The organism is Mycobacterium sp. NGS45 (genome assembly GCF_059812645.1).
On sequence record NZ_JCALDB010000026.1, the window covers coordinates 19153 to 36783 of the forward strand.

At 67.2% G+C, this 17631-nt stretch carries 18 protein-coding genes and 1 riboswitch; of the genes, 10 read left to right on the plus strand and 8 right to left on the minus strand.

The annotated features are described in order from the left end of the window. Positions 1-64 precede the first annotated feature (64 nt). A complete protein-coding gene (locus AC5Y3P_RS19805; protein ID WP_500047639.1) occupies positions 65-754 on the minus strand; it encodes a cutinase family protein in 690 nt (229 codons plus the stop codon). Positions 755-989: 235 nt separating this feature from the next. Beyond that, positions 990-1316, minus strand: a complete 327-nt coding sequence (locus AC5Y3P_RS19810; RefSeq protein WP_500047640.1) for a hypothetical protein — start codon at positions 1314-1316, stop codon at positions 990-992. Between the two features lie 222 nt (positions 1317-1538). Here AC5Y3P_RS19810 and AC5Y3P_RS19815 point away from each other — a divergent pair, with 222 nt between their 5' ends. After that, positions 1539-2060, plus strand: coding sequence for a hypothetical protein (locus tag AC5Y3P_RS19815; protein ID WP_500047641.1), 522 nt, complete (start codon positions 1539-1541; stop codon positions 2058-2060). Next, positions 2057-2614 (plus strand): RES domain-containing protein, encoded by a 558-nt coding sequence (locus AC5Y3P_RS19820; RefSeq protein ID WP_500047642.1) that lies wholly within the window; start codon positions 2057-2059, stop codon positions 2612-2614. The genes AC5Y3P_RS19815 and AC5Y3P_RS19820 overlap by 4 nt, the downstream gene beginning before the upstream one ends. Before the next feature lie 238 nt (positions 2615-2852). Here AC5Y3P_RS19820 and AC5Y3P_RS19825 read toward each other — a convergent pair whose 3' ends face one another. Together AC5Y3P_RS19825 and AC5Y3P_RS19830 are read right to left on the minus strand one after the other, a co-directional pair. Further along, positions 2853-4547 carry a PHA/PHB synthase family protein gene (locus AC5Y3P_RS19825; protein WP_500047643.1) on the minus strand — a complete coding sequence of 565 codons (1695 nt, stop codon included), beginning with the start codon at positions 4545-4547 and terminating at the stop codon, positions 2853-2855. Positions 4548-4710: 163 nt separating this feature from the next. Continuing rightward, positions 4711-5139 carry a CAP domain-containing protein gene (locus AC5Y3P_RS19830; RefSeq protein ID WP_500047672.1) on the minus strand — a complete coding sequence of 143 codons (429 nt, stop codon included), beginning with the start codon at positions 5137-5139 and terminating at the stop codon, positions 4711-4713. A gap of 353 nt (positions 5140-5492) precedes the next feature. On the opposite strand from AC5Y3P_RS19830, the gene AC5Y3P_RS19835 reads away from it, so the two are divergent. The 6 genes from AC5Y3P_RS19835 to AC5Y3P_RS19860 all read left to right on the plus strand — a co-directional run bounded on the left by AC5Y3P_RS19835 (position 5493) and on the right by AC5Y3P_RS19860 (position 10548). After that, the gene (locus tag AC5Y3P_RS19835) at positions 5493-5675 is read left to right on the plus strand and encodes a hypothetical protein (protein WP_500047644.1); all 183 of its coding nucleotides are present in this window, start codon (positions 5493-5495) and stop codon (positions 5673-5675) included. A 50-nt stretch (positions 5676-5725) separates the two neighbouring features. Continuing rightward, positions 5726-5917: riboswitch (cobalamin riboswitch) on the plus strand. A gap of 135 nt (positions 5918-6052) precedes the next feature. Next, positions 6053-7069: a FecCD family ABC transporter permease gene (locus AC5Y3P_RS19840; RefSeq protein ID WP_500047645.1), complete on the plus strand. Its 1017-nt coding sequence runs from the start codon at positions 6053-6055 to the stop codon at positions 7067-7069. Further along, positions 7066-7857: an ABC transporter ATP-binding protein gene (locus AC5Y3P_RS19845; RefSeq protein WP_500047646.1), complete on the plus strand. Its 792-nt coding sequence runs from the start codon at positions 7066-7068 to the stop codon at positions 7855-7857. The genes AC5Y3P_RS19840 and AC5Y3P_RS19845 overlap by 4 nt, the downstream gene beginning before the upstream one ends. Positions 7858-7889: 32 nt before the next feature. Then, positions 7890-8963, plus strand: a complete 1074-nt coding sequence (locus tag AC5Y3P_RS19850; protein ID WP_500047673.1) for an ABC transporter substrate-binding protein — start codon at positions 7890-7892, stop codon at positions 8961-8963. Positions 8964-9089: 126 nt separating this feature from the next. After that, complete coding sequence (locus AC5Y3P_RS19855; RefSeq protein WP_500047674.1) at positions 9090-9242, plus strand: DUF1214 domain-containing protein; 153 nt, start codon at positions 9090-9092, stop codon at positions 9240-9242. Positions 9243-9354: 112 nt separating this feature from the next. Beyond that, a complete protein-coding gene (locus AC5Y3P_RS19860; protein WP_500047647.1) occupies positions 9355-10548 on the plus strand; it encodes an FAD-dependent oxidoreductase in 1194 nt (397 codons plus the stop codon). 84 nt (positions 10549-10632) lie between these two features. On the opposite strand, the gene AC5Y3P_RS19865 is transcribed toward AC5Y3P_RS19860, so the two are convergent. The 4 genes from AC5Y3P_RS19865 to AC5Y3P_RS19880 form a co-directional block, all read right to left on the minus strand. Beyond that, positions 10633-12147, minus strand: coding sequence for a wax ester/triacylglycerol synthase family O-acyltransferase (locus AC5Y3P_RS19865; RefSeq protein ID WP_500047648.1), 1515 nt, complete (start codon positions 12145-12147; stop codon positions 10633-10635). A gap of 9 nt (positions 12148-12156) precedes the next feature. Beyond that, positions 12157-13362, minus strand: a complete 1206-nt coding sequence (locus AC5Y3P_RS19870; protein ID WP_500047649.1) for an alpha/beta hydrolase family protein — start codon at positions 13360-13362, stop codon at positions 12157-12159. Between the two features lie 342 nt (positions 13363-13704). Next, on the minus strand, positions 13705-15309 hold the full coding sequence (locus AC5Y3P_RS19875; RefSeq protein WP_500047650.1) for a peptide chain release factor 3: 1605 nt from the start codon (positions 15307-15309) through the stop codon (positions 13705-13707). 97 nt (positions 15310-15406) lie between these two features. Further along, positions 15407-16405, minus strand: coding sequence for an NAD-dependent epimerase/dehydratase family protein (locus tag AC5Y3P_RS19880; protein ID WP_500047651.1), 999 nt, complete (start codon positions 16403-16405; stop codon positions 15407-15409). Between the two features lie 82 nt (positions 16406-16487). Here AC5Y3P_RS19880 and AC5Y3P_RS19885 point away from each other — a divergent pair, with 82 nt between their 5' ends. After that, the gene (locus AC5Y3P_RS19885; RefSeq protein ID WP_500047652.1) at positions 16488-16949 is read left to right on the plus strand and encodes a MarR family winged helix-turn-helix transcriptional regulator; all 462 of its coding nucleotides are present in this window, start codon (positions 16488-16490) and stop codon (positions 16947-16949) included. A 228-nt stretch (positions 16950-17177) separates the two neighbouring features. After that, entirely contained in the window at positions 17178-17627 is a 450-nt protein-coding gene (locus tag AC5Y3P_RS19890) for a VOC family protein (RefSeq protein ID WP_500047653.1), read from the plus strand. Positions 17628-17631 lie beyond the last annotated feature (4 nt).

Consider the following 17631-nt stretch of genomic DNA (forward strand, 5'->3'; position numbering starts at 1 on the left):
GCCGCACCGCAGGCGGTCGGCGTGCCGTTTGCCGACAAACGGTTTGACGCGGCTGTGCCCGGCTTCAGAGCGGTGCCGGAACGGGATCCAATTGACCGACGACGAAACCAGCAGCCTGGTCGGTCATCCCGTTGACCGGGTACGCGCCGTGCGCCCCGTCCGATCCCGGGCCGATACCGCCCGAGCACACCGGATCACCTGGCGCACACAACTCGAGTGACTTGGTCGCGAAGGCCGGACCGACGTCCAGCGTCGGCGCGCCGTACTTCGGCACCGAGGCACCCGCGGGTTTGCCGAACAACACGACGGCGGCGACCTCGTCGGCGACCGGGGCCGGCAGCGGGCCGGGCACCGTGGCCGGGTTCACCCCGGCGGGCACCACGCCCGACGTGAGAAGTGCGGTGACGGCCGCGCCCTGCGAATACCCGCCGAGCACCATCTCGGTGTCGGGGCAGACCGAGAGCACACCCTGCACGTGACTGGATTCGTCGCGCACCCCGTCGACCAGGTTCTGGGTGAACTCGGGGCCGGCGAAGTTGCTGCTGGCCGGGTAGTTGACGCCGTGCACGCCGACGGTACGGGGGAAAGCCTGCGCACGCAGCGCATCGACGAACCGTTGGCCGACCGCGCCCGGCCCAGGTTGCTCGGCGGTGCCGCGGGCGAACACCACGCCGATGTCGGGGCAGGGTTCGGCAGCCGCCGGCGTCGGCACCAGACACAGTCCAGCCACCGTCAAAACGGTGGCTGCGAACATGCGGGGGAGCCATCGATACGAAGCGACCACTCTCACCTCCATTGGCGACGTGCGGCAGCGAACTCCTGCCAGGGTATGGGTTGGCCCGGTCGCAGGGGAGGAGATTCCGTCGCTCAGGAAAACCCGGTCAACCCGACGATCTGGTCCACCCACGATCTGGTTCGCCACGCCCGCAGCGGCAGGGCCGGCCAGCGCTTGGCATGCGCTGGCCGGCCCTGTGCGACTGCTGGATGTGTCAGGCGCTCTTCGGAGCCTCCGGCGCCTCGTTGCCGGTGCAGTTCAGCGCCACCCGAACGACGTTGTCGTCGAAGGTGTAGCGCCGACCACCGGGGCGCAGGTAGGAGGTGTCGGATGCGTTGGTGACGATGCACTCGGCATCCTTGCCCTTGTTGCCGACCCGCGAGACGACCTTCGGGGTGCCGCCCTTGGCGCGGATCGCTCCGGCCGCGTCGGCGTAGGTCTGCCCATCGACGTCGGGAGCTGCGCTGGCCAGTCCGGCCGAGGTGATGGCGATGACACCGCCGGCAACAACCGCTCCTGCGTAACCGATCAACCGATTCATGATCAACGTCCTCCAGATCCTTCGGTGACCTCTGCTGTGGTGCACCTCATTCATTGAAGACGAGCGTAAGAAGCACCACACCGGAAGCCAAGGAATCGCTCTCGCTGGTTGGAAGTGCCACCAAAATTGGCGTCTGCGCTGGTCAAAACGGGGTCGGTAGCAGCCCCGCGAAGCCGATTCGTGCCGATCATGCAGTATGCTTGAGTGCATTAATCGCACTTGTTGGAATTCGCGATGACGGCAGCTCACGGCCACTTCGTTGACGTGGCGCAGCGCATCAGGGACAGCGCCGTGGCCCTCGGCGAGGCAATCGATTCGGTCCAGGTCTACACCGACCCCGCCGTCGCCCGCGCGGTGCAGGCCGAGCGCAATCTGTACGACCGCATCGAGGCCGAGTTCGGGTTGCTCACCAGTGCCGAGGTCGGCCGCCGGCTGGGTTCGCGGTCGAGCGCACCGCGCAATCTCGCGGTCACCACACGTCGCAACGGGGCATTATTGGCCATCGCCCGCGGCCACCAGTTGCTGTTTCCGGGGTTTCAGTTCGGCTCGACCGGCCGACCGCTTCCGGTGATCCGCCAGTTGCGCGACCTCGCTCAGGAGACCGGCTGGTCGGAGACCGGCGTCGTGCAATGGCTGTGTGCGCCTACCACCTACCTCGGCGATCTGCGCCCGGTCGATCTGCTGGCCGGCGACCCCGATCGCGTCGTCGAAACGGCGCGGCGGGCGTGGACCGTTCAGTGGTGACACCGGTCCCACCGACGCCGTTCACACCACGAACCACGACCCTCGACGCCGGAACCCAGCTGTATCGGGTCTGCACCGCCGTCGATGGCCGCACCGCCACCATCTTCAATCCCGGCTTCGGCGCGCCGACCAGGTTCGCCTTCTTCGGCGAACCGGTGGTTCCGGTCCTGTACGCGGCGGCGTCCGAGGAAGCCGCCGTCGCCGAGACTCTCTTGCACGACGTCCCGGTCAGCGGCGGCATCCTGCCGTACGAGAAGTACGGCCGGACCGTAATGGTGCGGTTACGGCTGGCCCGGCCGGTGACCGTTGCCGCCCAGACCTATCCCGAGACCGTCGAATGGGCGCGCGCAGCACACGCCGCCGGTCTGGACGGCTTGGTGTGGATGTCGCGACTGTGCAATGACGCCAAAGCCTATGTGTTCTTCGGCGATCGCCGCGCGGACGCTTTCCTACAGGACACCACCTTTGGGAGACTGTTCGCCACTGGGACAGACCAGCTTTGGCTGATCGACCTGTGCGCGTCGCTGCGGGTGGACGTGCTGCTGGGGCAGTGACCGGGAACCGCAGCGCAAATGGAGGGGGTCAGAACAAGTGGTCGAGTGCCAGAAGTGCGCAGCGGGCCTGTGCAGCCATGCGGCGCAGTGCCCGATGTTGATCCGCTGGTACGACGATCCGTGGGACGGCACGTTCTGGCGGCGCTGCGAGTGCACCGACTCGATCAGCAGCTCGACCTATCCGGTGACGGTTCGGCGCATCGACGAGCGCTAGCCGAGCGGGCGGCGGCCGGCTGGGTCAGGGCGTCGGGGCCTTTTCCTTGACGTAGCTGCCGGGTGCCGCCTCGATCACGGTGTGCTCGTCGTTGCCGGGAGCCTGCGGTGCAGCCACCTTCTCGCCGGCGGTCTGGGCCACCCAGTCGTGCCAGGTCGGCCACCAGCTACCCGGGATACTCACGGCACCGTCCAACCACTTGTCCGGGTCGGGGTCGAAGGATTGGTCTTCGTGGACCCAGAAGTTGCGCTTCTTCTTGGCCGGGGGATTGATCACGCCGGCGATGTGCCCGCTGGCACCGAGGACGAATGTCCGCTCACCACCCAGTATTTGGGTGCTGGCGTAGGCCGCGGTCCAGGGCACGATGTGGTCGGCACGCGAGGCATACAAGAACGACGGGATGTCGATGGACCCGAGGTCAACCGGGACGCCGCACTGCACGGTGCCGCCGGGCTCACGTAACTTGTTCTCCAGGTAGGTGTTTCGGACATACCAGCAGAACATCGGTCCCGGCAGGTTGGTGTCGTCGCTGTTCCAGTACAGCAGGTCGAACGGCGGGGGAGCCTGTCCCTGCAGGTAGCCCTTGACCACATACGGCCAGATCAGATCGTTGGCCCGCAGCAGCGAGAACACCTGGGCCAACTCGCTGCCCTGCAACACCCCGCCGCCGCCGATCGCGGTCTCGCGTTGGGCGACGCTGTTCTCGTCGACCAGCAGACCGATCTCACCGGCGTCACTGAAATCCAGGAAGGTGGTCAACAGCGTCATGCTCGCGGCCTTCTGTTCACCGCGAGCCTGCAGAATGGCCAGGGCGCTGGCCAGCAGCGTGCCACCGATGCAGAATCCGAGCGTGTTCGCCTGCTCGGCGCCGCTGATCTGGAGGGCCACGTCGAGGGCCCGCAAGACACCGTCGTCGATGTAGTCATCCCAAGTCAGCCGGCCCTGGTCGGGGCCGGCGTTGCGCCAGGACACCAGGAAGACGGTGTGCCCCTCGGCGACCGCGTGGCCGACGAACGAGTTCTCTGGCTGCAAATCGAGGATGTAGAACTTGTTGATGCACGGCGGGACGATCAGCAGCGGCCGCTCGTACACCTCGTCGGTGGTCGGCGAGTATTGGATCACCTGCATGATCTCGTTCTGGAAGATCACCGAACCCGGTGTGGTGGCGACGTTTTCGCCGACCTGGAAGGCGGTTTCATCGGTCATCGAGATCCGGCCCTTGGCCAGATCTTCGGTGAACAGCTGAATTCCCTCGATCAGGCTCTTGCCGCCGGTTTCCAGCGCGCGCTGTTGTGCCTCCGGATTGGTCATCAGGTTGTTTGCCGGGCTGAGCGCGTCGGCGACCTGCCGCAGCGCAAAGCTCCACTGGCCTTTGCTGCGCTCATCGAGCGGTGCAGCTTCGAGCGCTTTGGTCAGCAGGTCCACTTGCGCGAGATAAGTCCGTGCGGTGGCTTCGAAGCGTGGATCCTTGGTCCAGGCGTCACCGGAGAACCGGCGGTCCTTGATCGGCTCTGCGGACGAACCGAGCCCGAACATCGCGGCCCAACTGTTGGTGAGCTGATTCCAGGTCTCCAACTGCCACTTGGTGGATGCGGCCAACGCATCGGTCCACTGCTTGGCGAACGGGAACTCTGGGCCACCGGCGGTGCTGAGCAGCGCCTGCTGCGAGTCGATCAGGTCGGTGAACCAGCGCGTGGGATCCTGCGCGGACTCGGACATGGCGTCGCCTCCAATGGCTAGGGCAGGCGTGAACCTGTACTCGCTGAGCGGTCATGGATACGTGGCGGATGGCCACCAGCCTCCGGCCCCAGCTTGCCTCGGGACAGCCGGCGACGTCACCTACGATCCGCTGGCTGAAAACTGCGGGCCGGGGCCGCTGGTGTCAGACGCCCGCGAAGTCACCGACGGCGGTCATCTTGTTGCCGTCGCTGGCGGTCGCGAACCCGACTGCGGTGAAGTTGCAGTTCAAGATGATTGCGCTGTGCGGAGGGCTTTGCATCCACGCGTCGAACGCCGCAGCCGGTGTGGCAGCAGATCCGGTGCCCCAGTAGACGATTTCACCGGTGTAGCCGGCCGGGTGGCCGGCGTCCGCGATACGGGCTTGTGGTGACGAACCATCCGAACCGGTGTGCCCGCCCACGCCGCTGCGCAGCATGTCATCGGCATGCCGTTGAGCGGCCGCCGTCAAACGCGGATCGTCGCCAATCCCGGTGCAGGATTGCCGAATCTGGTCGACCTGGCCGTGCAAGCCGGCCACGAAATCGTCTGCCTGGGCCGGGAATCCAGCGACGACAACCCCGGCCAGGACGATTACGGCCGCAGTGCAGTCCGAGGAGACCCGACGATCTTGCGTTTCGTCATCATGGCTGTCTCGAAGGACGGTTGTTCTGCTGGTGCAGCCATCGATTTTACGACTCCGCGGTCTGCAATGTTCGAAATCGCACCAATGCCGCCGGTGCCCGCTCAGGTGCGGATGCGGCGAGATGCCTGCCTCGGGCCGTACTTACGCCGAGGATTTTTTTCCGAATACTGACTGCAATCCTCGGCAAAAGCGCTCCGGTAGCCGGGCCGAAGGGAAGCGCCGCCGGCTCCGGCGGGTCGACCAGTCGTTTGGGCGCTCACACCAGGGGTAGTCGTAGGCATCACCGTGCAGGAGGTATGCCCGTGAGTAAGGACCGAACGAGCCCCAGCAGTGCGGACCGTCGCGATGAGCCCGACCCGTCGGCTTTCGGGATGAGCGACGACGCCGAACCTCAGGTCGGGGCCCGGGCTCCCGATGACGACTTCGACGCCGACGAAACCGGCGCCGAGGCGCGTAGCGCGCAGCAGCACGACGACAACGACTGAACTCAGCACCCGCGATTGGTTGCTACGCGGTGCCCTGGCCGGCCTTGGTAGGGTCCTGATCCGAGGTCGGTCGCATCCGTGCTGAGCGGATGCCAGGGAACCCGGTGCGAATCCGGGACTGGCGCGCAGCGGTATGGGAGACGGGCTCGACACAAGCCACTGGAGGTTCTCGCGGACCTCTGGGAAGGCGTCGAGTTCGGATGATCCCAAGTCCGAATACCTGCCGGCCTCATCGAGTCCACGTGTATCTCGCGCACAGATACCTCGGCAGATGAAGGCAAGACGTGTCGAACCTCCGACGGCCCGTGATCGTCGTCGAGGAGGCTGTCCGTCGCCGCGGCACGACACCGGTTCCACCGGTTGGACGCGTCCCGGCCGTGGCACTGTCCGCGGTGCTCGCGGGTCTGACGCTGGTGAGCATCGTGGTGTCGGTCGCCTTCGGCGCGGAGGACATCCCGCTCGGTGACGTCTGGCGGGCGGTGACCGGCCGCTTCGTCGCGGGCACCGAGGTCGACACGGCCTACGACGTCATCATCTGGGACTTGCGGCTGCCGCGGTCCATCCTCGCGGCGACCGTGGGTGCCGGGTTGGCGCTGGCCGGAGCGCTGATGCAGGCGTTGGTCCGCAACCCGCTGGCCGAGCCGTATCTGCTGGGGGTATCCGCGGGCGCGGCGGTCGGCGCCACGGCAGTGCTGACGCTGGGGGCGTTGTCCGCGCTGGGCGTGTGGGCCCTGTCCGGCGGGGCGCTGCTGGGCGCGGTGCTCGCCACTCTGACCGGCTACGCGGTGGCCCGCGCTCAGGGCGGACTGTCCGCACTCCGGCTGATCCTGTCGGGCGTGGTGCTGTCCTCGGCGTTCATGGCGATGTCGTCGTTGTTGGTATTCACCGCCGGCGACCCACACGCCGCCGAGAGCGTCATGTTCTGGCTGCTGGGCAGCGTGGCCGGAGCGACCTGGGCGAAGGTTCCGCTCGCGGCTGCGGTGGTGCTGGTCGTGCTGATCGGGGCGCTGTTGATCCACTCCTGGCTGGACGCCTACGCGGCCGGCACCGACACCGCCACCTCGCTCGGGGTGCCGGTACGGGCCCTGCGCAATGCGCTGTTCGCCACCCAAGGTGTCCTGGTCGGGGTGCTGGTTGCGGTGTCGGGCGGCATCGGTTTCGTCGGGCTCATCGTGCCGCATGCGGCGCGCCTGGTCGTCGGCGCCACTCATCGCGCGATGCTGCCGGTCACGGTGTGTGGCGGGGCGCTGTTCTTGGTCTGGGTCGACGTGATCTCCCGAGAGCTGGCCGCGCCCCGGGAGATGCCGTTGGGCATCGTCACCGGGCTGATCGGCGCGCCGGTGTTTCTCTTCCTGATGGGCCGTCGGCGCTACGAATTCGGCAGCGGCACATGAGCGCCGCAGCGGTCAGCGCGTCCGGCCTGCAATGTCGGCGCAGCGGGAGAACCGTGTTGTCCGGTGTGGATCTGGCGGTTGCTGCCGGCAGCCGATTGGCCGTGGTGGGCCCCAACGGCGCCGGCAAGACCACCCTGCTGCGGGCGCTGTCGGGGCTCGAGGCGCCGAGGTCCGGAACGGTTCTGGTCGACGGCGCAGATGTATATCGAATGCCGGCGCGGCAGCGGGCACGCACACTAGCCGTGGTCGGGCAGGAAGAGCGGCCATCGGGAGAACTGACGGTCGCAGAAGCGGTCGGCCTCGGCCGGACTCCGTATCGGAATCCATGGTCCACGGTAGGGGTCGGGGAGCAGACGATCATCGACTCCGCCTTGAACGCAGTCGGTTTGGCCGGTCAGGGGCATCGGTCTTGCGCGCAGCTCTCCGGCGGGGAACGGCATCGCGTCGTGTTGGCGCGGGCCTTGGCCCAGCAGACGTCGGTGCTCGTCCTCGACGAACCGACCAATCATCTCGACGCCGCCTGGCGGCTGAGGTTCATGCGCGTCCTCGACGGCCTGGCCGGCACGGTCATCGCCGCCATCCACGACCTGGATCTGGTGTTGCGGCATTTCGACGCCGTCGCAGTCATTGCGGCCGGTGGGCTCGTCGCGCACGGACCGCCGGTCGAGGTCCTCGACGCCGACCTGCTCGCTGCGGTCTTCGACGTCGCCGGCGATGTCATCACCCATCCCACGACGGGCCTTTCCCACCTGCTGCTGACCCATGCCGACCCGGCTTCCGACTCCTAGCAAGGACAATCATTGTGAGACAACCGTTTTGGATGACCCGGCGCACCGGACTGGCGGTCGTGGCGATCGCTTCGGCGCTGGCGCTGGGTTCGACCACTGGGTGCAGTTCGCCGAACCGGGACTCCGTCGCCGCCGCCACCGTGACCGTGACCAACTGCGGTGCGCAGGTCAGTTACGACCAACCCCTGGACCGGTTGTTCGTCAACGACGGCGGCATGATCGCCATCGCACTGGCCGCCGGTGCGCGTGCGCAGATGGTGGCCGTCAGCTCGATGGCCCGTGACGTCGATGTCCTTCGTCTGGCATACGGTTCGCAGGTCGACGACCTCAACGAAGTCGCCCCGAGTCAGCCGACCTTGGAGAACATCGTCGCCGCACGACCGCAGGTGATCTTCGCCGGCTACAACTACGGCATGGGCGAGGCCCGCGGTATCACTCCGGAAATCCTTGCCGGACATGGCATCGAGGTCTACCAACTGTCCGAGGCGTGCCGGCAGGTCGAAGGTGAGTCCGTGCGCGGCACCATGGACCCGTGGGTGGCGCTGGACACCGATCTGCGCAACATCGGCATCATCACCGGCAATGCCGAACACGGTGCCCGAGCCGCCGACGAGGTGGGCACGCGACTCGAAACACTGCGCGCCGCACCCCAACCCGAACAGAAGCCCACCATCTTCCTGTTCGACAGCGGCAGCGACACCGTGTTCTCCTCCGGGTCGTTCGGCGGGCCGCAAGGGATCATCGACGCTGCCGGTGCCCGTAACGCCACCGAGGACATCGCCGACACCTGGACCACGGTGAGCTGGGAGCGGATCGCCACGTCCGACCCCGACCTGATCGCATTCGTCGACTATCCGGGCCAGTCGGTGCAGGAGAAGATCCAGGCCCTGCGCTCCAATCCCGCGAGCCAGAACTTGCGAGCGGTGCGGGAAAACCGGTTCATCAACCTGCCGTACGCGATGTGGGTTTCCAGTCCGCTCAACATCGATGCCGCCGAGGTACTGCGGTCGGTACTGGAAAACCATGGGTTGGCACCGCAGTCCGGCATCGAACCCGTCCTCGACGTGAAATCGCTTGGCCTGGCGGGCAACGACTGGCTCGAATGAGAGCAGGCCAGCTCGGTTTGCCGGTAGCGAAGCACTTACGCCGAGGATCGTTGCCACATACTGACTGCAATCCTCGGCGTAACTCGCATCGCGGGACGTTCACCCGGCAGCGGTACCAGACATGCGCTGCACGGCGGCCGCAGCTACCGAGTCGTCTTCCCGCCCGGCCGGGAACCGCCGGTGCAGGGGTTCTGGTCGCTGACCCTCTCTGATCGCCCGGGAAAGCCGCTGGTGGATTTGTCACAACACTGCCGCAGGCATATAGTTAGCCGCGTCTAAATAAACACACATGCGCGAAAAATCGCTTTCGAATGGTGTTTCGGAGCGGCGTCCGCAGGACGTTCCAACCCGGTGTTCGGGTTCCAGTGCTTTCACACGAAGGCAGGAATCTGTGCACAACTCATATCGCGTCGCCATCATCGGCGCCGGTCTCGGCGGTCTCGTTCTGGCCCACGGCCTATCCCAACTCGGCTTCGACGTCGCCGTCTACGAGCGGGACGCGGGGCCCGAGACCCGCCATCAGGGCTACCGCATCCAACTCGACCAACCCGGCCTGAACGGCCTGCGCCGCTGCCTGCCGCCCTCGTTGCTGCAGCTGTGCCTCGACACCGCGGGCGCGCCGCCGGCCCGGGTCAGCATCCTCAATCCGCAGCTCGAGACCATCACCGAGAAGATCCCGCATCAGGTGTCCGCGCAGCCACGGTCCTTCGACCGGGCCACCTTGCGCCGCATCCTGATCGCCGGACTGGGCGACCGGATCCATTTCGGCGCACGGCTGGCGTCCCACCGCCTGGACGACTCCGACGGTGTGCAGATCACGTTCGACGACGGCCAGTGCGTGCGCGCCGACCTGTTGGTGGGTGCCGACGGTGTCGACTCGGCCGTCCGGACCCAGCTGCTGCCCGACGCCGTGGTCGACGACGCCGGCCTGCGACTCTTCTACGGCAAGATCAACCTCGATGACCCAGATCTATTGCCGCCGTGGGTGTTCGAATCGATCTTCACCGTGATCACCGCCGGGCCGGGCCGCCCGCACCTCGGCGTCGGGCCGGTCCAGCCGGTGACCGCGCCGCCGGTGGCCGGAGCTGCGCACACCCCGCCGATCGACCTGCCGGCCACACCGCCGTATCTGGCCTTCTTGGTCGGCGCCCCCACCGGGCACCCGCAGCTACCCGACGATGCCGAGCTGCGTGCCATGGCTCCCGCACAGTTGCGACAGGCCGCGGTCGACGTACTGGCCGGCACCGGATGGCATCCCGACGTCGACCGGTTGGTCGCCGCGTGGCATCCGCCGTCGCTGATTGCGTTGCGGGTCAGCACCGCTGAGGTCATCGCCACCATGCCGGCCGGCCCGATGACCCTCATCGGCGATGCCATCCACCCGATGAGTCCGGTGCTGGCGATGGGGGCCAACACCGCGATCCGCGACGCCGCCGAACTCACCGAGCAGCTGAGCGCGGCAGCCGACGGCACCCTGACCCCGGTCGAGGCTCTGCAGCGCTACCAGCACCGGATGGCCGAGTACGCGGGCGCCCTGGTGGCCGCGTCACGCCAAACCGGACAGGCCCGGGTCGGGCAGCGCTGATCGCGCGGGCGGTCGACTGACCGAGCAGTACTGAGTTCTGCTGTCCGCGAGCAGTTTTCGCCTGCCGACGACTCGTGACTGCGGTCAGGACGGTGTCTTGCGCGGGGCTGGTTTCTTGCGGCGGCTGCGAGCCGGCTTGGTGCGCGCGCGGGCAGCGTCGAGCAGTTCATCGACGGCCCCGCTCAGGCACTGCTCGTAGACCTCGGGGTCGGGGATGGCCTTACGATCGGCGGTGAAGCAGAAGGTGATGCGGTTGCCGTAGCTGCCGATGCCATTGTTGAGGCCCATGCCGTCGAGCACCGGGCCCAGGCCGGTGGTGTCGACCATCTGCGCACCGCAGAAGTACATCGGGGTCAGGGGCCCGGGAACGTTGCTCACCAGGGTGTGCGCGGCGACGGTGCGCCCGGTTCGGCTCAGAGCGCGTACGGCCGCCCGTTGCACGGTGCCCATCAGCCCGCCGAAGGCCTCCTCGGACATCGCCATCAGCGATCGGACCGGGTGGGCACCGGAATCCTTCACGTGCGCAGTCGATCTCACGATCCGCGCGAGCCGATCGAGCGGGTCGGCTTCGTCGGTCGCCATCGTAATGGGCGCGATCGAGTACTCGTTGCCGCTGGTCGCGGTGCCGGTGTCCGAACTCACCGTGCCGCTGGCGCGGGTGGCCGTGGGCCGCACCGAGATCGGCATCATCGCCACCATGGCTTCGTCGGGCAACTCATCCTTGTCGAGGAGGTAGCGCCGGATGGCCCCGCCGACCACGGCGACGCCGACGTCGTTGATGGTGGCGTGCGGCACCGCGGCGCGGATCTCCTTGAGCACGTCCAACGTGGTGTAGGCGGTGCCGAATACCCGGTGCGGCGAGACCACCTGGTTGAAGCGGGTTGCCTTGGGCAGCGATGCCGGCGACGTCACGGCCGGATCGCGGGTGTCGGTCACCAACGCAGGCAGTTGCGGCGCGACCTTGCGGACCTGGCGCAGGACGTCGATCGGCCGGACCGCGCCGTGCAACGCGGCACGGCGCAGCAGACCGAGGTCAGACGGGACGGCGTCCGGCTCCCAGTGGTAGTCGTCCGGGGCCACCGGCGGGTCCTCGTCGGGCTCGTGGCTGTGCAGCGCGGTGAGGATCTCGGCGCCGGCGACACCGTCGATGGCGGCGTGGTGCACGCGCAGGAAGATCGCGAATGCGCCCTGCGGCAGATGGTCCACCCCGTCGAGGCCGTCGATCAGGTACAGCTCCCAGGGCGGCCTGCCGAGGTCCAGGGGCCGCGCGTGAATCCGGGCGACCTGGGTGCACAGTTGGCGCCAGCTGCCCGGCCGCGGCAGCGCGACGTGCCGGACGTGGTATTCCAGGTCGAAGTCGCCGTCGCGGATCCACCACGGCCGGTCCAGCCCGAACGGCACCTCGACGAGCCGTTCCCGGAAGCTCTCGGCGACGTGCAGGCGTGCCTCGATGTACTTGAGCACTTCCTCGTAGCTGACCGGCTCGTGTGAACCGCTGCGCGTCGACGGGTCATAGATGCCGACGATGCCGATGGTGTTGTGCGCGGTCGCGGTGTCCAGGGACACCATCGTCCAGTCCGCACTGGAAAGCTGGCGCATGATCTCTCCTCAGCGTCGACTGGATTGGTGGTGCAGCCCGGCCGAGCTGAGGACCGAGGCGATGTGGTCGTCGTAGGCCGCGCCCCGCCACGCGGTGACGTGGCCGCGCGGGCACCACGCGATCGACGGCTCGTCCCAATGCCGCCAGAGCTCGGCCGCGCCGTGCGGTGGCGCAATCCGGTCGACCTGTCCGGCCACGATGTGGCGCCGCTGGTGGGGGACCAGGCACGGTCCGGCCAGCGGCGAAACGACGCGGTGCACCAGCGCCGAACGCTCGTCGTGCACCTCGCGGTGCAGCCGCCGTTTCGTCGGCGTGACCGGCGCTGCGTCGCGCATCGAGGCGGCCAGGTCACTGGTCGGAACGACGGCGACCAGGCAGGCCAGGTCGTGCTCGACCGTCGACAGCAGATTGATGACGTAGGAGCCCAGCGACAGGCCGAGCAGACCGACCGAGGGGGCCTGCTGGTCTTCGCGCAGCCAGCGCAGCAGGCGACGGATGTCCCACACCGATTGGGTCAGGCCCAGCACGTTGTTGGTCGCGAAGATGTTGGACGAGAACTGCCGCTGAGAGGAAAAGCCGCAGGAGCGTGGACCGTGCAACGGCAGCACCGGGAGTGCCACGTTGATGCCGAGTTCGTCGTGCAGGCGGCGCACGCGCAGCATCTTGAGGTCCGACGGCCGCCCCATCCCTTGCCCGTGCACGGCGATCAGCCAGGGCCGGGGGGCGCCGGGGTGGCGCAGCAGCCGGACCGGCACCTGTTCGTTGGCACGGAAGGTCCGCCAGCGTTGGCCGCCGGGTTCGCCGCTTTCGGGCCGCCACCCGCTGTCGAACCGGGCGACTTCCATCCCGGACGAAAGCGCCGAGATTGCAACGTCTCTCGGCGGGTTCGGGCGCCGGTGTCGACGCAGCGGGGTGTCCAGCCAGCCGGCCTTACCGTAGTAGCGGACCGCGGCGTCGAGTTCGGTCGCTGCCAGCGCGTAGTCCTCCGCGGACCCGAGTGAGGACAGCAGCGGCATCGGGGTGGCCAACAGCGCGTCGACGGCGGCGGCCACACCGAGCCCGAACGACGGTTTCGGCACCGGCACGCCGTCGCGGGTGGTGACACCGCGCCGACGTGCGGTGTCGGCGCGCAGCACTTCGCGGGCCCCGGCCACACCGGCCGCGACCAGGGGGCTGGCGACCGCCGCCATGCCCAGCCACCGCGCAGGTCTCACCGTTGTCCTTCCGTCTTGCGATGCAGGATCATCGGGCTGTCCGTCAGAAACCGGGGGAGCCGTGGAAGAGGGGGCCGTCGAGTCGCTGTGAGCTGCAGCTTGGGACACCGCACCAGTTTTGCAGCCCGCTCATGGATAGTCATGCTTATCGGCTGTTCTGCCGCCAGCGAGTCTTCGCCCAGCGAGAACAACGCCCGCGGTCCTGACCCGGCTTCCGGAAAGGCCGGGCTCGGGTCTCAGCACCGAAAGTCCTTGTCTCCGAATCAGCCAGCGGTCAACCGGGGCGATTCGGGTGGACTCGGCCCGTTCGCACCGCATTGGCCACGCTGAGCCAGGCTACTATCACTCGGCCGCCACCAGGCTGCGCAACTCGATGTCAGGGTTATCCCGCTGGAATCCCTCGAGCCGCCACGGTGTGGAGAACAGCACCAGCAGAACACCGTCCGCGCGGGCCAGCACCTCGGCCGAGACCTGCCGATTCACGAAATCAGCGTCCTTGGGGTCTACTACCCGGGCCACCTGATAGGGCAGCGACTCCAAGGCAATTGGTGCACCGATTTCGGTGGCCATCCGATGTGCGGCCACCTCGAACTGCATGGGGCCCACGGCAGCGAACACCGGCGCCTGCTCGCCACGCTTGTCCGAGCGCAGCACATGCACCACGCCCTCTTGATCGAGTTGCTCGATGCCCCGGCGGAACTGTTTGTGCTTGCTGGGATCGGTACCACGCGCGACGGCGAAATACTCGGGGGAGAAGCTCGGGATCGGCGGGAACTGCACGGCGGTTTCCATGTACAGCGTGTCGCCCGGGCGCAGCGCGGCGGCGTTGGCCAGGCCGATCACGTCACCGGGCCAGGCGCTGTCCAGGGTGCTGCGTTGCTGGCCGAACACCGACTGCGCGTACTTGGTGACGAACGGCTTGCCGGTGGCGGCGTGGGTCAGCACGTCGCCACGTTCGAAGGTGCCCGAACACACTCGGGCGTAGGCGATCCGGTCCCGGTGCGAGGAGTCCATGCCGGCCTGCACCTTGAACACGAACGCACTGAACGGGCCGTCGACGGGTCGTGGGTTACCGTCGACATCCACGATGGCTCCGGGCGGCGGTGCCAGTTCGACCAGTACGTCGAGCAATTGGTTCACGCCGAAGTTCAGCGCAGCGGAGGTGAACAGCACCGGGGACGTCTGGCCGGCAAGGAAGGTGTCCCGGTCGAAGTCGGACCCGTCGGCCGACAACAGCTCGGATTCCTCCACGGCGGTGGCCCAGTCGACACCGGCGGCGTCGTGGGCTAGGTCTGCCGGGATGTGCTCTTCCGGGGCGGCTGTGGCGCCACCTGCTGTCCGGGTGAACCGGATGTAGTGCCCCTTGCGGCGGTCCAGCACTCCCTGGAAGTCCCCGGCGATACCGACCGGCCAGGTCAGGGGAGTGGTGCGCAACCCGATGCGGTCATGGATCTCGTCCATCAGCTCCAGCGCATGCCGGCCTGGACGGTCCCACTTGTTGATCACGGTGATGATCGGAATTCCGCGATGTTTGCACACCTGGAACAGCTTCAGCGTCTGCGGCTCGAGGCCTTTCGCGGCATCGATGAGCATCACCGCGGCGTCGACGGCGGTCAGTACCCGATAGGTGTCCTCGGAGAAGTCCGCGTGGCCAGGGGTGTCGAGCAGGTTGATCACGCAATCGCGGTAGGGAAACTGCAGTGCCGCCGAGGTGATCGAGATGCCGCGGGCCTTCTCCATCTCCATCCAGTCCGACACCGTGGAACGCCGGCCCGCCTTGCCGTGGACGGCGCCGGCCCCGGTGATCGCGCGGGCATGCAGGGCCAACGCCTCGGTCAGCGTGGACTTACCTGCGTCGGGGTGGCTGATGACGGCAAAGGTGCGACGGCGGGCGGCTTCGGCGGCTACCTGGACAGCGCTCAGCGTGGGTGAAGCGATTTCGGTCATATCGCCATCGATGGTATGGGCCGACGGCTCAAAGAAATAATCGGTCCCGCGGCTGTGGCCGTGTCGAAGTGGTGCGAGTGGTCAAGTCGGCAGGCGGTTAGTCGGACCGGTCCGTTGCGGTGTGCGTGGAAACCATCTCCGTGAGTCCCTGCGACACGGGTACGTGAGGGCGGTAGCCGAGGTCGCGGCGGGCGGCGGTGATGTCGTAGTGGCGGTCATGGCCCAAGAATGTGACCAGCCAGTTGGTCAGCATGGGCGGTTTGGGCCGGCGCAACAGCCGTGCGCCGCCATCGAGCACCGCCGCCAGCGGTGTGGCGACCCCGAGTGGGACGCTACGCGCGTGGCTCACGTCGACGCCCTGGGTCGCCAACAGCGGGGTCATGAACTCGCGTATCGGCATCGGAGTGGCATCGGTGACGTAGTAGATGCCACCAGCTTGACCCCGAGTCAGTGCGAGTTCGGTGGCCGCAGCCAAATTGCAGACATGGACGAAGTCCATGATGTGGCGACCCCGATCAATCCACGTCCATCCGCCGGCTCGCGCCAGGTCGGCCAGCTCGGTCACCGTGCTCATCCCGGCGCCCCAGATGAACGGCGGGCGCAGCACCACGGTGTCCATCGTGGGTGCATTTGCGGACAGCAGGGCCTGCTCGGTGGCGAGCTTGACGCGACTGTAGGCGGTGTTGGGTCGGCCATTATCGGTGTTTTCGTCCACCACCGCTGCCCGCTGGCTGCCACTGGAGACGCTGGCCGCGCTGATCAACACAAACCTGCCGACCCCTGCCGCGGCGGCCGCCTCGTGCAGCGCCACCGTGGGGACGAGGTTGTCGCGGCGAAAGCTGGCGTCGGGCCCCCAGAACTCCATCCGGGCGGCCCCATGAATGACGGCATCGCATCCGGTTAAGACAGGTGTCCAAGCGGGCGGTGCACCGCCAGGCGTCAGGTCGCCCATCACGGCGTTCCCGCCGGCGGCTGTAACCAGCTCAGCGGCACGTTCGGAACGCGCCAACGCCAGCACGACATGCCCGTCTTCGGTGAGGCGGCGTATCACGTGCTGACCAACGAATCCACTGCCACCCGTCACGAAGACCTTCATGATGAACTCCTATCACGACGAATAATTTGACCTCAAAATATTAGGCGTCTTGATATGCTTCCGTCAACAGCAGAGGAGCTCCATGGCCAGACACCCCGCCAAGCCGACGGATCAGCTGCCCGGCGAACTGGCTGACGCCTTCGGCCGCGCCGGAAAATCGGTGGTCCGGGCCTTCGACGAACGCCTCGGGGAGCACGGGGTGTCCACGCCGCGCTCCAAGCTCCTGGCCGAGATCCAGCGACTCGGCCCGGTGCGGCTCGCCGACCTCGCACGCGCGGTCGGCATCACCCAAGGGACCGCCTCAACACTGGTCGAGGCTCTCGTGCGAGACCAGCTTGTGGTGCGAAGCACCGATAACGAGGATCGCCGCGCCATCCGGCTCTCCGTCACCCCGCACGGTGACGACCAGGCGGCCCGCTGGATCAGCGACTACCTCGACGCAGCGCGAGAAATCTTCGCCTGCTTCAATCCCGCCGAACAACGCAGACTCGCGGAATTCCTCACCCGCCTTGCCGACACCCTCGAGACAGCGCCTGAACAATAGCCCGCGTCCATGCTTCCCGAACGCAACGTCGCCAGGGCAGTGGAGCCTGAAACGGGACTGCCTGCACCACGGTAATGGGTGCTGCATACGTTGTCGCACATCTTGATCCGCGAGATGGCGATGTCCGGCGGCAAGCCTGACCGAATGGGTCTACGGCTGGCCTCTGTCAGGCCAAGCTATTGAGTACAACTCTCAAAAGCATTGGTCCAGGTTGATAGAATGGGGCGCGTGTCCGAACTAGCCTCATTCAATCACGTCGGCATCTGTGTACGGGATCGTCATGTCGCGCAGCGGTTTTACGAAGGGGTGTTCGGGTTCGAGTTCTGGTGGGAGCTGGATCCGCCCGACGATGGTACAGATCGGCTCCTGCAATTGGAGCCGCCCATCGGCGCGCACGCCACCTATCTCGTCCGTGACGGACTGGTCCTGGAACTGATCAGCTATGCCCACCGGCAGCCCCGCAGAGAAATCGTGCGGGTCATGGATGAACTGGGCCTGACCCACATTTCGCTGTCGGTACCGGATATGCCGCACACGTTGGCATTGATTCCGCAGTTCGGCGGCTCGGTCGAAGAGCAGACTGTCACCGAACGCTCGGCCATGGTGCGAGACCCCGATGGTCAGCTCCTGGAACTGCTGACCATGGACTGGCTCAACGCATTACCGCCACGGCCATAGCCGG